Here is a 14,453-nt window from a genome sequence, read left to right on the forward strand (position 1 = left end):
GCGACCGTTTTCGCCTCTTCAGCCGTAGGTATCGCGAGGACCGCGCCCTGGAACCGATCTGGGACCCCTTTTCCAGGTGGGGGCGTCGGGTCCTTGAAAGCGGATGGTCTCGACCCCCGCGCCGGGGAACCTCGAGACGATCTCGGTGACGAGCTGCGTGCGCATCAGTCGAAGCTGCGTCGCCCACGCGGTCGACTCGCATTTGACCTGCAGCACGCCGCCCTCGATCGCGATCGCCTCGGAGTGCCGCGCGGTCTCGTCGCCGACGATCTCCGCCCACGACGCGAGCACGTCGTGCTGCGAGAGCGGGCCCGTCCAGCCGAGCTGCGAACTCAGTCCGTCGAGAGTCGCGGCGAGCGGCTTCGGGTCGCGACCGGGGGTGAACGGCTGGCTGCCGGACTCGTCGCGGGTGCGGACTCGAGCGCGGCCGGGTCGCACACGCGGTTCACCGCCGAAGATCTCGCGGAAGTGCCGGTACACGCGGGCGGCCTCGGAGACGTCAGTCATCGGCGGCCCCCTCCTCGTGTTCGGCGACGGACACCGAGGCGTCGTCGGACTCGCCGCCGCGCTCACCCTGCTGCCCGAGCGTCGCCTCGCCGTCGACGATGCGCCCGGCCTCGATGTGCACGATACGCGCCGTGAGCGGCGTCGGCACGTCTTCGAGCACGGCAGCGGTCACGAGCACCTGCTCGAATCCGCCGATCGCCTCGGCCAGGCGCTCCCGCCGGAGGCGGTCGAGCTCGGCGAAGACGTCGTCGAGCACGAGCACGGGATCGCCGGTCGACGAGTCGCGACGAAGCAGCTCGGCCGAGGCGAGCCGGATCGCGAGCGCGAACGACCACGATTCGCCATGGCTCGCATAGCCCTTCGCCGGCAGTCCGTTGAGCAGCAGCAGCACGTCGTCGCGGTGCGGCCCGACGAGCGTGACGCCGCGCTCGAGCTCCTTGCCGCGGAGCGCACGCAGCGCGGCGGCGAACCGGTCAGCGGTGGACCCCGCTGGTCGAGTGGCGCCCGCCCGGTCTCGATGCGCGTCGTCGCTGTGCTCCGCCGCGACGACACCACCGGCTCCCCGATCGAGACCGGCCGCCCCGTCGCCGTCGACGTCGGCCCCGTCGACCGACAGCACCGGGCGCAGTTCCGGCCGGTGGTCGGCGTCGACGATCGACCGGTACGCCGCGGCGACGGGGTCGCCCAACTCGGCGACGAGTGCGATGCGCTGGTCGATGATCTCGGTGCCGAGCGCGACGAGCCGTTCGTCCCAGATGTCGAGGGTCGTGAGCTTGTCGGCCGCCAGTCCGCGGGCCCGCGCGCTCTTCAGGAGCGAGTTGCGCTGCCTGAGCACCCGGTCGTAGTCGGCCATGACCCCGGAGAGGCGAGGTGAGCGCTGCACCAGCAGCTCGTCGAGCATGCGACGACGGACCCCCGGCTCGCCGCGCACGATCGCGAGGTCTTCAGGAGCGAACAGCACGCTGTGCGCGTAGCGCGGCAGTTCGCGCGTCTTCACCGGCGAGCGGTTGAGCTGCGCACGGTTCGCACCCTGCCGGTTGAGCTGGAGCTCGACGAGCACGCGCCGGTCGCCGTGCGCGAGCTGAGCTCGCACGATCGCCGCGTCGGCACCCGCCCGGATCAGGGCCTGGTCGCTCGAGACCCGGTGCGAGCCGAGCGTCGCGAGGTAGCCGATCGCCTCGACGAGGTTGGTCTTGCCCTGCCCGTTGCGACCCACGAGCACCGTCGCACCGGGGCCGAGTTCGAGCTCGGCGCGGGCGTAGTTGCGGTAGTCGGTCAATGAGAGGCGTGCGACGTGCACGGGCACCACTCCTCTCGATCGACCACGACAACGCTACCCGCGGCCGCCGACACGCCGGCGCCGAGACATCCGCGCCGGTTGAAGGGCCGGTTGAAGGTGTGGCGCGCGCTCAGCGCAGCAGCAGGTTCGGCTGCAGCAGGTAGCGGTAGCTGTCGGAGCCGGCCTGCTCGCGCGAGGTCTGGCTCGTGATGAGCACGGGGCCCGGCTTGTTCGGGTTCTCGGTCTTCGTGAACGAGATGCGCACGTACTCGGAGTGGACGGCGCCGAGGCCGTCGAGCAGGAACTGCGGCTTCAGCGAGACGACCGTGTCGTCACCCGTGAGGATCGCGTCGATCGACTCGGAGGCCTGGGCTTGCTCCGAACCGATCGCCTCGAGGGTGAGCCCGTCGGCCGTGAAGCTGTACCGCAGCGCGGCCTCGCGCTCGAGCACGAGGGCGACGCGGCGAGTGGCCTCGATGAGGTCGGCCGTGTTCATGACGGCGTAGTTGTCGACCGTGTCGGGGAAGAGTCGGCGCACGGGCGGGAAGTTGCCCTTGATGAGCAGCGACGTGACGGTCTTCTTGTCGGCGCTGAAGGCGATGAGCTCGCGGTCGTCGCGGTTCGTGATGGCCACCGAGATGTTGCCGGAGTGGCCGAAGGTCTTGCCGACCTCCTGCAGGGTGCGCGCGGGGACGAGCGCGGTGACCGTGTCGCCATCGCCGCCGCCGACATTGCCGCCGTCCCAGTCGATCTCGCGCACGGCGACCCGGTAGCGGTCGGTCGCGACGAGTCCGAGACTGTTCTCGCGCACCTCGAGCTGCACCCCCGTGATGACCGGGGTGACGTCGTCGCGCGACGCGGCGACGGCGACTTGCGCGACGGCGGCCGCGAACTCCTCGGCCGGGACGAGACCCGACTGCTCGCCGATCTCGGGGATCGACGGGTACTCCTCGACCGGCATCGACAGGAGCGTGAAGCTCGCCGAGCCGCAGCTCACCGAGATGCGGCTCTCTTCGGTGGCGACGCGGACGGGCGCGTTCGGCAGGCGGCCGGCGATCTCGGCGAGGAGCCGGCCGGACACCAGGACGGTGCCCGGCTCTTCGACGTCGGCCTGGATCTCGGTCTGGGAGGACACCTCGTAGTCGAAGGAGGAGAGCACGAGGCCGTCGGCGTTCGCCTGGATCAGCACGCCCGAGAGGATCGGCAGCGTGGTGCGCTGCGGCAGCAGCTTGACGGCGAAGGAAACGGCCTCACTGAAGACGTCGCGATTGACCTGGAACTTCACGGTTCTCCCGTCGTGGATGTCGCTTGGTGGCTCCCATGCTATCCGCAGAGCCGATCGTGATGCCGGTGAATCCGGCTCACCCGTCCGATCGAACGGCGCAGCGCGGCATCCACCATCGACCGGGTCGCCCGGCGCTCGACGCACCTCGACCTCGAGGTTGTGGGAATCACCCCTTTAACCACTCTCTCTTAACGGTGTTAACCGTTGTGGAAACTGTGGATGGTGTTCGGAGACCCGCGGAACGGTGCCGATCGCAGCCGATCGCATCTGTGCACACCGTGTGGATTCGAGCGCGGATGCCTCGAGTGCGCGCAGAACGCCGAACGGTGTTCTGCACAGCCGACCGAACAGTGTCAACAGTCGTGACGCGGTTGCTCGTTAACAATCCACAGGTTCTCCACAACTGTGGGAACCGTTCGGAGATGGTCTGCAGGGGCGCTGCAGAAGGGTGGAAACGGACTCAGCGGTAGCGCGCGGTCTGCTTGATGCGCGCGGTGAGCTCGGTCACCTGGTTGTAGATCGAGCGGCGCTCCTTCATGAGCTCCGAGATCTTCTTGTTCGCGTACATCACCGTGGTGTGGTCGCGATTGCCGAAGAGCTGGCCGATCTTCGGCAGCGAGAGGTTCGTGAGCTCGCGGCAGAGGTACATCGCGATCTGCCGGGCGGTCGCGACGGCCTGCGAACGGCTCGAGCCGTACAGGTCGTCGACGGTGAGCTTGAAGTAGTCGGCCGTCGCCGTGATGATGTCGACCGGCGCGACCACGTTGTCGCTGTCGTCGGTGATGAGGTCCTTCAGCACGGTCTGCACGAGCGGCATGTCGACGGGCGTGCGGTTGAGGCTCGCGAAGGCGGTGACGCGGATGAGCGTGCCCTCGAGCTCGCGGATGTTCGACGAGACCTTCGACGCCATGTACTCGAGGATGTCGTCGGGCACCTGGAGGCGCTCGGACTGCGCCTTCTTGCGAAGGATCGCGATGCGCGTCTCGAGGTCGGGCGCCTGCACGTCGGTGATGAGGCCCCACTCGAAGCGGCTGCGCATGCGGTCCTCGAAGCCGGTGAGGTGCTTGGGCGGCACGTCGCTCGTGATCACGACCTGCTTGTTGTGGTCGTGCAGGGTGTTGAAGGTGTGGAAGAACGCCTCCTGCGTCTCCGCCTTGCCCTGCAGGAACTGGATGTCGTCGATCAGCAGGATGTCGATGTTGCGGTAGCGCTGCTGGAAGAGGGAGCCGCGGTTGTTCGCGATCGAGTTGATGAAGTCGTTCGTGAACTCCTCGGAGGAGACGTACCGCACGCGGATGCCCGGATACAGGCTCATCGCGTAGTGGCCGATGGCGTGCAGGAGGTGCGTCTTGCCGAGGCCGGAGTCGCCGTAGATGAAGAGGGGGTTGTAGGCCTTCGCCGGCGCCTCCGCGACGGCGACGGCCGCGGCATGCGCGAAGCGGTTCGACTGGCCGATGACGAAGCTGTCGAACGAGTACTTCGGGTTGAGGCGGGTGTCGCGCGGCGAGACCGGGCTCGTGTTCTCGAACACCGACTGCGGCGACGCCGGCAGCTCGACGGGGTCGGGTTCGTTCGCGTAGCCGGCCTGCTGCTCGGCGGCGGCCCTCACCTCTTCGAGCTCGGGGTTCACGACGACGTAGAAGGAGGTGACCGGCGACGGCGCCTCGACCGCGCTCATCGCAGAGAGGAGGGAGACGCGCATCCGCTGGTTGAGCATGCTCGCGGTGAAGTCGTTCGGCACCTCGAGGTAGAACGTGCCGGCCGCGATGCCCTTCGGCTCGACCAGGTTCAGGAAACCCTGGAGCATCGGGGTGATCGCGTCGTCGTCAGACAGTCGATCGAGGATCGTCGCCCACGTCTCGGAAATGGGCTGTTCTGTCATCGTTCCCCGCAATCAAGTTCGGTGCTCTCGTGTGCCGCTCATCGATCCCCCATCGACGAAGCGAGCGGCGCGAGGCGTGTGTTCACAGCGTTTTCCACTGCCTGTGGGGAGATTCGGGAACTCGCCCGGGATTCCGCGCACGAAGCTGGGGATAACTGGTGTCAAACGCTATCCGAGGATGCCGCCCCCGACAAATGCCGATCGGAGGATCCGACATCGCGGGCGTGTCGTTCCACAGGATGCATCGAGGTTCGAGCGATACTGTGGGGTTCGAATTGCGCGCTCGTGCGCTCCCGCCGGTTTGACCGGCGGCCGTCGAGGCCGTAGTTTTAATCAGTTGACCCCAGCCCTTTCGGGCACCCAGTTTTCCCGCCGCCGCGCTGCAGCACCTGTCGCAGCCACTTCCCGGCGAGGAGATTCGACAGCCGGAGAAGAAGAATGAGCAAGCGTACGTTCCAGCCGAACAACCGTCGTCGTGCCAAGAAGCACGGCTTCCGCCTTCGCATGCGCACCCGCGCGGGCCGTGCCATCCTGTCGGCGCGCCGCGCCAAGGGCCGCACCGAACTGTCCGCGTAATTCGTCGGTGCTCGCCAAAGCCAATCGCATCACGAGCGCCGACGACTACCGAGTCATCGTGCGCCGGGGTGCGAAGGTCGCCGGTGCCCACACCGTGAGCTACATGCGCTCACGGGAGTCGGGCACCGACGCGCGCTTCGGCTTCATCGTCTCGAAGAAGGTGGGCGGCGCCGTGCGTCGCAATCTCGTCCGCCGCCGCTTGAAGGCGGCGTGCCACGAGGTGCTCGGCGACGGCTTCGCGGGCACCGACGTCGTGGTGCGGGCACTCCCGTCGGCGGCCGAGGCCGACTGGGCCTCGCTCCGGGCCGACGTGATCCGCGCGATCGAGAAGCGCCGCGTGCGCACGTCGGTGCCGGCGCAACAGCAACAGGGCGAGTCGCATGCGTGACTTCGCCCTTTTCGTCGTACTCATCCCCCGCAACCTCGGGGTGCTCCTCATCCGCGGCTACCGCAAGCTGATCTCGCCCCTGTACGGCGACGTCTGCCGCTACTACCCGTCGTGCTCGGCGTACGGCCTCGGTTCGGTGCAGCAGCGAGGTCTCGTCATCGGGTCGCTGCTCACCGGCTGGCGCATCCTCCGCTGCAATCCGTGGTCGCCCGGCGGCATCGACGACGTGCGCCCGGCTCGCCATGACCGGTACCGCGTGACCCGCTTCGGCTGGGTGCTCCCCGCGGGCTACGTGAAGGCGGATGCCTCGGCTCCGGCCGCTCACGTGCACGGTGCGTCGCACACCGGCCACGAGGCATCCTTCGAATTCTCGGCGCAGCGGGTGCAGCCCGCCGCAGCCGCCATGATCTCCTCCCCCAGCCCGTCCCGAAAGGACTGACCGCCACCCATGGACCAACTCATCGGCCTGATCCTCTGGCCCATCAAGTGGGCCGTCGAGCTGATCCTCGTCGCCTTCCACTCGTTCTGGGACTTCATCGGGATGGACCCGAACGCCGGCGTCACCTGGGTGCTGTCGATCGTCGGCCTCGTGCTCGTCGTGCGTGCGGCCCTCATCCCGATCTTCGTGCGTCAGATCAAGAGCCAGCGCCGCATGCTCGAGGTCGCGCCGCAGCTCAAGAAGATCCAGGACAAGTACAAGGGCAAGAAGGATCAGCTCTCGCGCGAGGCCATGTCGCGCGAGACCATGGAGCTCTACAAGAAGACGGGCACCAACCCGCTGTCGTCGTGCCTGCCGCTGCTGCTGCAGATGCCGATCTTCTTCGCACTGTTCTCGGTGCTCAACGACGCGCAGCACGACAAGGCCGGTGTCGGCCTGCTCACCCAGGAGCTCGCGAACTCGTTCGCCAACTCCGAGTTCCTCGGTGCCCCGCTCAACTCGACCTTCATCGGCGAGTGGAACCTCATGGTCGCGGGCCAGCCGTTCAGCATCAACACGATGCTCATCGCCCTCGCGATGATCGTGCTCATGACGGCGTCGCAGTTCATCACGCAGCTGCAGATCGTGTCGAAGAACATGTCGCCCGAGACCAAGGCGAGCCCCATGTTCCGTCAGCAGCGCATCCTGCTGTACCTCCTCCCCCTCGTGTTCGCCTTCTCGGGCGTCGCGTTCCCGCTCGGCGTCATGTTCTACTGGCTCGTCTCGAACTTCTGGACCATGGGTCAGCAGTTCGTCGTCATCCGCAACATGCCGACTCCCGGCAGCGAGGCGGCGAAGGCGCGCGAGGCCCGCCTTGCCAAGAAGGGCAAGCTCGTCGTCGAGGACAAGGACGAGGGAACGACGATCGTCGTCGAAGAGAAGAAGACTCAGCGCCAGCAGCCGATGAGCAAGTCGCGCGCCAAGAAGCAGGGGAAGTAGACCATGACCGACGTGCAGCACGAGGCCGAAGAGCGTTCGACCGCCCAGCTCGAAGAAGAGGGCGACATCGCGGCCGACTACATCGAGGAACTGCTCGACATCACCGATCTCGACGGCGACATCGACATCGACGCCCGGAACGGCCGTGCGTACGTCTCGGTGAACGCCGGTGACGGTGCCAACCTGCGCCTGCTCTCGAAGCCCGAGACCGTGAGCGCACTCCAGGAGCTCACTCGCCTGGCGGTGCAGACGAAGACCGGCTCGTTCTCACGTCTGATCCTCGACATCGGCGGCTCGCGCGACGCGCGCCGCGACGAGCTCGCGACGCTCGTGACGCGCGCGGTCGAGCGGATCGAGGGCGGCGCGGCCGAGGCCTCGCTCCCCCCGATGTCGTCGTACGAGCGCAAGCTCGTGCACGACCTCGTCGCCGAGCAGGGTTTCCACTCGGAGTCGCGCGGCGAGGGCTCCGAGCGTCACACGGTCATCACCCGAGTCGGCTGACGCCGACGCCCGACGTTTCACGTGAAACGATGACCGACGGACTCGAACCCGAACCCGCAGCCGCCGCAGGCTTGTTCGGCGAGCATCTCGAGAAGGGCCGTGCGTTCACCGCCGCCCTTGCGCGCCATGGTGAAGAGCTCGGCCTGATCGGCCCGCTCGAACTTCCCCGGTTGTGGACCCGGCACATCGTCAACAGCGCCCTGGTGGCGCCGCTGCTGCGACCCGGCCGCGTCGGTGACGTCGGCTCCGGTGCCGGGCTGCCCGGCATCGTGCTCGCGATCACACGCCCCGATGTCGAATTCGTGCTGATCGAGCCGATGGAGCGTCGGGTGGCGTGGCTCGAGCGACAGGCGAGGGAACTCGACCTCTCGAACGTGACGGTCGTGCGCGCGCGAGCCGAGGAGTCGAAGCTGTTCGAGTCGCTCGACCAGGTGACCGCGCGAGCCGTGAGCGCACTGCGCACGCTGATTCCCGTGACCGCTCCCCTGGTTCGGCCCGGCGGCGAGCTCGTGCTGATGAAGGGCGCAGGCGTCGACGGCGAGATCGGCAAGGCCGAGAAGGTCATTCGCAAGTACCGGTTGCGCGACGTCGAGGTGCTTCTGCTGGGTGAGGGCGTCGTGCCCGACTCGGAAGTCACCCGCGTGTTCCGCGCCGTAGTCGACTGATCGGGTGAATCGAGCGGTCGGCTGCACCGCCGTGCTCTGCGGACCCTGTCGTTTCACGTGAAACGCGTGGCAGGTGCCGGCGAGCTGTCGAGCGCAGGGTTCTATCGCGGCCTCGGCTGGAGACTCGCCGCTTCCCGCGGTGTCGTGTAGTCCCCCAGGCGGCGGTCCTTCGGTGTCGTGTCGTGAGCAGTCGCGGGCATGTACGTTCGCGTCCGCTTCGCGTGCGCTTCGCGTGCGCGGGACCATATCGATCACCTTCCCGTGTCTGAGCGGTGACGCGTGCCACGCCCGTGCCGGACGGGACTGTGCCTGCCGCCGCCCATCGTCAGCGTGCCTGCACCCGTCGCCACACTGCGCTCCCCCGCGGCCAGGAGGAGTCGTCTGTGCCACCGGCGGCGAGACGATCTTCGGTCGTCCGTTCAAGGTGTCGATGATCACGGGCCTTGCGAGTGGCAGCGTGAGCCAGGCGCCGAGGACGCCGCGCGCGATCACGCGTGCGTTCGGGAGGGGTGTGCGGGCCGATGGGCTTCGCGACCTGAAGTCGACGCGTTCCCGCACCCGATCGAACAGCTCGGTCACCGCCGCGGCCACGAACCCGTGCAGCAGCGCTCGTATTGCGCGATCTCGGTCGAACGCGAGGATGCGCCAGCCCTGTTGGCGCAGTGCTGGGTCGACCAGCACAGCAGTGGGGCTTGGATGCCCGCTCCAGCACGGACCAATGCCGCCGGAGTCGTCGCGCCGAGCGCCCGGGGCGAACGTTCGCGACGAGTCCCACGGCACGGGTACTTCATGAACCTGATGGTGGCCGGCCGGTGGATGCTGCGTCGCCGGCGTGAGCAGAACGGGTTGGTCGTCCTGATGGGTCGCACATGTGCTTCACGTCAAACGGTGGCGTCGACGCGACCATCGCTCGGTCGCGCGGACGGCATCCGGGTGGGCGCAGCCGCGATGAGGCACATCAGGGAGGTCGAGACGTCAGGGGGACGTGGCACGGTGCTTGGCTGAACTGGCGGCCCAAAGGCCACGCGTGTCTGCCCCGGGAGTTCCTCCAGCCGGCCTCCGTTTCGTTGGAGCGGGTCGGTGAATTGGGGGGTGTGTGGGGCGAATCTTGAGTGTCGCGCGACACCGGGTTCCAAGGCGATCGAGTCCATCTCTGGACGGGCGACGGGCGCGTGGGAGAGCTGGGGAGTCCGGGTGCGTGATGGGAGCGATGTGGCTCTTCCCCGGTGCGACCCGTTCGGAGAGCGACTCGGCACGGTCGGTGGGTTGACTCCTTCGATGCGCCCCCCGATCCTTCGCTGCACCGTCGGTCGTGCCTGATTGGATCGCCGAGCGCGTCGTGGATGCACGGTGATCTGCACAGTGAGGCAGATCGAGTGCGCCGATCGTGGTTGCCGTTCGTTCAGGATGCGGCCGGTCAGGGCTTCGTACCGAGAGCGGACGTCGCAACTCGTGTGGGGAGGTCGCCGGATGCCGCTCGCTCTGCTGGGCGCGTTGCGGCCGCGCCGTCACCTTGGATGTCGGACCCTCGGGCCGTTCGGCCCAAAGCGGCGGCCCGAGTTGGGAGGCTCTGCGGCTGAAATGGCTCACATGGTCGGAACGGCTCGTGGCTCGACCGGGCCGCCGTGAGGCGGGTCAGCTTCGGGTGCGGCCGGTCTGACCGCCTCGTGAGAGCGACGGCGGGCACCTTGGGCGAGTGCCCCGCGGTTGGGGTCTGGCGCATCCCGAGCTGATCGGCCGCTCCCCCATGGCCGGCGGGTGGCCTCAGCCTTCGAGAGCCATCACGTGGCATTCAACCCTGCAGGGCAGAGCGCACTGCTGAACCTGACGCGAAGGGCTGGCCGCTGGGAGTGCTCGGCAGCGCCTGTGGGCCGATTGAGGCCGGGCTCGTCGGTCGACATCTCGATTCCAGCGGCAATTTGTGCGACCCCGTTCACGTCCACCGCCCCTCGGATCGATCAGCGAGCCGTTCGTGTCAGTCGGTTGGCGGAGTCTGTGACCGAGGATCGAATGCGTTCGTCGCCGAGCGCACACAGTCTCCCGACTCCGCCAGGTATTGTCTCCGTTGCGAGTGGCTGATGGTGAGCAGTTGGAGTTCGTTTCACGTGAAACGGCGAATGCGCCGTGGCCGGTGAGGTGCACGCAGTCACGGATTCGGCCGGCGTCGCCACATCGACGGGTGCGAGCGTGGAGAGCTCGCGTGCTCCGGCATCGATCGGCGTGATGCCATGACAGCCGGGGAGCTTCGGGAACTCGGGACGGTACTCGCGACGTTTCACGTGAAACATCAGGCGCCTGACATGCGAGTGCCACTCCCCCACGCGCATGCGCAGCGGCGCGATGGCCGGGCGCCGAACTGAGCTCCAGTCTGCGGCGAGGGTTCGGACTCCCCGTGGTTCCGACTCGCACGGCAGGGTCGATCCGTGTGACCGCGATCCCGTCATGACCTCCTGCCGACGAACCTGACCACGCGGCGACTGCACGATGATCGAGTCTGGACATCGTCTCCGCTCCGAAGAGCTCAACTCGGCGACCCGAGCCATCACGCTCGCTCGTGGCAGTGGTGGTCATTCCCCCGATCACTGAACGGCGAGCTCGCTCGGCCTGGTTCCGGGAGATCGGCGAACTCGCCTCCGCGCTCACCAGGACGGAGGTCGCGGGAGGACAGCACTCCTCGGGGCGGACTGCCCGCCCGGCGAACCGGCGCCACGTGAGCCAATGGTCGAGCGCCTCACGCGAAGAGCCGAGCCTGATCCGGTTCGCGACATCGTGTTGGCACGCGGCGACTCACGGGCACGCCGACGTCGATGCCGCCCGGCCAGGCGGGATGACGATCGCCGCACTTGCCACTCGTCTTGGTGAGCCCTCGACACCGCTCCGCTCAAAGCCGCCGGCGGCGGGTGACTCGGGTGAGCGGGCCACGCGACCTGCCCCGGATCGAGGACTCCGAGCGTCGGCAGCTGAGGGACGATCTGGTGGCGTTTCACGTGAAACATTGAGCACCCAGTGCACCCGCCGCGCTGTTTCACGTGAAACGGCAGCACCGGTGAGCGCAGTCTTCTCTCGAACCGCGGTTTCGCGGGCGCTGGTCGGTCGGGACGGTTAAGCTTGACTCTCGGGTCGCGACATCCACTTGCGGCCGATCGGCGGCGGTTGGGAGACGACGGCATGACACCTGGTGGAGGACGAGGATGGTTCCATCGTCGACGTTCCCACCAGAATGAACCGCCTGTCGACCCGATCCCTGAGGGCAACGGTTCGAACAGCTCGACTCCCCCGGCTGACCTGCCGCCCGAACAGCAGACGTCCGGCATCGAACGACTCGCAGCGTCGGTGACCGAGCCGCCAATCAGTGCAGGTCCGCACCAGGCCGTTCCGGCGGCTCCCGAATCGCGTGTCGATGCGTACCCAGCGGATCCGCGGCCGTCAGCGGCGATCGATTGGGATGCCGCGACCGCGGCCGCGCTGACCGACGAGGGCGAGCGGACGGACGGCTCGAGCGGGCACCCTCTCGATGCCGATCACGGGCCCGACCGCCTGCTCGAGGACCTCATCCGCGAAATCGTCGGAGACGCCGCGGTCGACACCGCAACGGCGCTGCACGCTGACCCCAACGCCGAGCCTGTCGCGGTACGGGAAGAGAAGCCCGACGAGCGTTCGGCCGCTGCAAGTGCGCCATCGCCGGTCGCCGAGGCGGGCACCGACGACATCGAGCGTGCTCCCGCGAGCGACGGAACTGCACGAATCGGTGAGCAGCCGCTCGCCGAGGTCGAACTCACGGCGGCACCGATGTCGCAGGTCGCAGCGGCGACCGCGCTCGAGGAGCCCGCGCCCGAGGAAGAGGTGCCGGCCGTGGCGGTCGCGCCTGACGTGGCGCTCGCTGAGACCAGCGCTCCCGCCGAGCCGACCACTCCCGCCGAGGACGCGGCGCCCACCGAGTCATCCGCTCAGGCGCAAGCAGCGCCTGCTGCAACGCAGCCCAATGCCACCACCGATGTTTCACGTGAAACATCGATCGATCACGGAGGAACTCCCCTGGCCTACGAACTTGCCGACGAGACCCGTCGGCGCATCGCGCTCGAGGAGGCTGTGCTCCCCCGTCCGGCGCAGACTCGCGTGCTCACCATCTCGAATCAGAAGGGCGGCGTCGGCAAGACGACGACCGCGGTGAATCTCGCGGCCGCGCTTGCGCGTTCGGGAGCCCGAGTGCTCGTCATCGACCTCGACCCGCAGGGCAACGCGTCGACGGCCCTCGGCGTCGACCACCGCTCGGAGAAGAAGAGCGTGTACGAGGTGCTGGTCTCCGACCTTCCCCTCGCCGAGGTCATCCAGCCGTCGACCGAGCACGACGACCTCGACTGCGTGCCGGCGACCATCCACCTGGCCGGCGCCGAGATCGAGCTCGTCTCGCTCGTCGCCCGCGAACAGCGACTCCGCCGTGCGCTCGACGCCCACCTCGCCTCGATGGACGAGCCGTACCATTACGTCTTCATCGACTGCCCGCCGTCGCTCGGACTCCTGACGATCAACGCGTTCGTGGCAGCTCGTGAGGTGCTCATCCCGATCCAGTGCGAGTACTACGCACTCGAGGGGCTCTCGCAGCTGCTCAGCAACATCGAGCTCATCGAGAAGCACCTCAATCCCGAGCTGCGACTCTCGACGATCCTGCTCACGATGTACGACTCCCGCACCAACCTGGCACAGCAGGTGGCACAGGAGGTTCGCGACCACTTCCCCACCCAGACGCTCGAGACGATCATTCCCCGATCGGTTCGTGTGTCGGAGGCACCGAGCTACGGCCAGAGCGTGATCAGCTACGACTTCGCGTCGAGCGGGTCGCTCTCGTACCGTGAGGCGGCAGCCGAGATCGCCCGACGTGGCGCTGCGAAGACCGAGGAGTCGAACTGATGGCAAGCAAGCGAACCGGACTCGGGCGGGGCATCGGCGCGCTCATTCCGACAGTCGATGAGAGCACGAGGGCGAATCGCCCGGTCGATGTGTTCTTCCCCGACGCCGACTCGACGCCGGCCACGGCGGTGGCTGCGGTGGAGCAAGCGGCGTCCGCCGAAGAGCTGGTCACCGTTCCCGGTGCGCGGCTTGCGCGCCTCGACCCGAACGACATCGTGCCGAATGCCGTGCAGCCGCGGAGTGTCTTCGACCCCGACGATCTGGCCGAGCTCGTGCACAGCGTGCGAGAGTTCGGCGTGCTGCAGCCGATCGTCGTGCGCCCGCACCCCGACCAGCCCGGCAAGTACGAGCTCGTCATGGGCGAGCGTCGGCTCCGTGCGACGAAGGCCGCCGGCCTCGACACCATCCCGGCGGTCGTCAAGGACACCGCCAACGAGGACATGTTGCGCGATGCGCTGCTCGAGAACCTGCATCGATCGCAGCTCAACCCGCTCGAAGAGGCGTCGGCCTACCAGCAGCTGCTGGCCGACTTCGGCATCACGCAGGAGGAACTGGCGAACCGCATCGGGCGTTCGCGTCCCCAGATCTCGAACACGCTTCGCCTGCTGAAGCTCCCCGAGCCCGTGCAGCTCCGCGTGGCAGCCGGCGTGCTCACCGCCGGGCACGCTCGCGCGATCCTCTCGGTCGGTGACGCCGCCGAGATGCAGCGCTTCGCCGACAAGATCGTGAACGAGGAGCTCTCGGTGCGCGCCGCCGAGTCGATCGCCTCGCAGGAGCCGAAGGCGGCCGCGCGAGTGAAGCCATCCGCCGGCAAGCGACAGGACTTCCTGGACGATCTGGCGACCCGACTCGGCGATCGGCTCAACACGCGGGTCAAGATCGCTTTGGGCGCCAGAAAAGGCCAGATCAGCATCGATTTCGCGACCGTTCAGGACCTTCGTCGAATTCTCACGGAGCTGGGCGAGGAACTCGACGGCGTGTGATCACGACTCGTCGGGAGAATGGCTCCTGACGAACTGAAAACCGTCGATTTCGAGGGCTCGTT

Annotated in this window: 12 protein-coding genes; 8 read left to right on the forward strand and 4 right to left on the reverse strand. The window is 67.8% G+C overall.

Translation table 11 applies throughout. The annotated features are described in order from the left end of the window. Positions 1 to 18 precede the first annotated feature (18 nt). From ACFWGP_RS01770 to dnaA, 4 genes are all read right to left on the reverse strand, one after another. The gene (locus tag ACFWGP_RS01770) at positions 19 to 507 is read right to left on the reverse strand and encodes a DUF721 domain-containing protein (protein ID WP_231429240.1); all 489 of its coding nucleotides are present in this window, start codon (positions 505 to 507) and stop codon (positions 19 to 21) included. Next, positions 500 to 1,807, reverse strand: coding sequence for a DNA replication/repair protein RecF (recF, locus tag ACFWGP_RS01775; RefSeq protein WP_376929999.1), 1,308 nt, complete (start codon positions 1,805 to 1,807; stop codon positions 500 to 502). The genes ACFWGP_RS01770 and recF overlap by 8 nt, the downstream gene beginning before the upstream one ends. A 109-nt stretch (positions 1,808 to 1,916) precedes the next feature. After that, complete coding sequence (gene dnaN, locus ACFWGP_RS01780) at positions 1,917 to 3,071, reverse strand: DNA polymerase III subunit beta (RefSeq protein WP_231429242.1); 1,155 nt, start codon at positions 3,069 to 3,071, stop codon at positions 1,917 to 1,919. A gap of 460 nt (positions 3,072 to 3,531) precedes the next feature. Next, positions 3,532 to 4,953, reverse strand: coding sequence for a chromosomal replication initiator protein DnaA (gene dnaA, locus ACFWGP_RS01785; RefSeq protein WP_231429243.1), 1,422 nt, complete (start codon positions 4,951 to 4,953; stop codon positions 3,532 to 3,534). A 438-nt stretch (positions 4,954 to 5,391) separates the two neighbouring features. On the opposite strand from dnaA, the gene rpmH reads away from it, so the two are divergent. The 8 genes from rpmH to ACFWGP_RS01825 all read left to right on the forward strand — a co-directional run bounded on the left by rpmH (position 5,392) and on the right by ACFWGP_RS01825 (position 14,391). Then, positions 5,392 to 5,529 carry a 50S ribosomal protein L34 gene (gene rpmH, locus ACFWGP_RS01790; RefSeq protein WP_022889115.1) on the forward strand — a complete coding sequence of 46 codons (138 nt, stop codon included), beginning with the start codon at positions 5,392 to 5,394 and terminating at the stop codon, positions 5,527 to 5,529. Between the two features lie 7 nt (positions 5,530 to 5,536). Further along, on the forward strand, positions 5,537 to 5,917 hold the full coding sequence (gene rnpA / locus ACFWGP_RS01795) for a ribonuclease P protein component (RefSeq protein WP_231429244.1): 381 nt from the start codon (positions 5,537 to 5,539) through the stop codon (positions 5,915 to 5,917). Continuing rightward, positions 5,910 to 6,356, forward strand: coding sequence for a membrane protein insertion efficiency factor YidD (gene yidD / locus ACFWGP_RS01800; RefSeq protein WP_231429245.1), 447 nt, complete (start codon positions 5,910 to 5,912; stop codon positions 6,354 to 6,356). The genes rnpA and yidD overlap by 8 nt, the downstream gene beginning before the upstream one ends. Positions 6,357 to 6,365: 9 nt before the next feature. After that, positions 6,366 to 7,334, forward strand: coding sequence for a membrane protein insertase YidC (yidC, locus tag ACFWGP_RS01805; RefSeq protein ID WP_231429246.1), 969 nt, complete (start codon positions 6,366 to 6,368; stop codon positions 7,332 to 7,334). A 3-nt stretch (positions 7,335 to 7,337) separates the two neighbouring features. Continuing rightward, positions 7,338 to 7,835 carry a R3H domain-containing nucleic acid-binding protein gene (locus tag ACFWGP_RS01810; protein WP_231429247.1) on the forward strand — a complete coding sequence of 166 codons (498 nt, stop codon included), beginning with the start codon at positions 7,338 to 7,340 and terminating at the stop codon, positions 7,833 to 7,835. A gap of 29 nt (positions 7,836 to 7,864) precedes the next feature. Then, complete coding sequence (gene rsmG, locus ACFWGP_RS01815) at positions 7,865 to 8,500, forward strand: 16S rRNA (guanine(527)-N(7))-methyltransferase RsmG (RefSeq protein WP_275506986.1); 636 nt, start codon at positions 7,865 to 7,867, stop codon at positions 8,498 to 8,500. Positions 8,501 to 12,514: 4,014 nt separating this feature from the next. Next, on the forward strand, positions 12,515 to 13,408 hold the full coding sequence (locus ACFWGP_RS01820) for a ParA family protein (protein WP_275507034.1): 894 nt from the start codon (positions 12,515 to 12,517) through the stop codon (positions 13,406 to 13,408). Continuing rightward, the gene (locus ACFWGP_RS01825; RefSeq protein ID WP_231429249.1) at positions 13,408 to 14,391 is read left to right on the forward strand and encodes a ParB/RepB/Spo0J family partition protein; all 984 of its coding nucleotides are present in this window, start codon (positions 13,408 to 13,410) and stop codon (positions 14,389 to 14,391) included. Before ACFWGP_RS01820 ends, ACFWGP_RS01825 begins: the two co-directional genes overlap by 1 nt. Positions 14,392 to 14,453 lie beyond the last annotated feature (62 nt).

It is taken from the genome of Agromyces sp. NPDC127015 (genome assembly GCF_042725165.1).
Classification (GTDB): Bacteria; Actinomycetota; Actinomycetes; order Actinomycetales; family Microbacteriaceae; genus Agromyces; species Agromyces chromiiresistens.

Coding starts and splice junctions, on each gene's coding strand:
- ACFWGP_RS01770 (WP_231429240.1), bottom strand. CDS start 507: ATGACTGACGTCTCCGAGGCCGCCCGCGTGTACCGGCACTTCCGCGAG.
- dnaA (WP_231429243.1), bottom strand. CDS start 4,953: ATGACAGAACAGCCCATTTCCGAGACGTGGGCGACGATCCTCGATCGA.
- rpmH (WP_022889115.1), top strand. CDS start 5,392: ATGAGCAAGCGTACGTTCCAGCCGAACAACCGTCGTCGTGCCAAGAAG.
- yidD (WP_231429245.1), top strand. CDS start 5,910: ATGCGTGACTTCGCCCTTTTCGTCGTACTCATCCCCCGCAACCTCGGG.
- yidC (WP_231429246.1), top strand. CDS start 6,366: ATGGACCAACTCATCGGCCTGATCCTCTGGCCCATCAAGTGGGCCGTC.
- ACFWGP_RS01810 (WP_231429247.1), top strand. CDS start 7,338: ATGACCGACGTGCAGCACGAGGCCGAAGAGCGTTCGACCGCCCAGCTC.
- rsmG (WP_275506986.1), top strand. CDS start 7,865: ATGACCGACGGACTCGAACCCGAACCCGCAGCCGCCGCAGGCTTGTTC.
- ACFWGP_RS01825 (WP_231429249.1), top strand. CDS start 13,408: ATGGCAAGCAAGCGAACCGGACTCGGGCGGGGCATCGGCGCGCTCATT.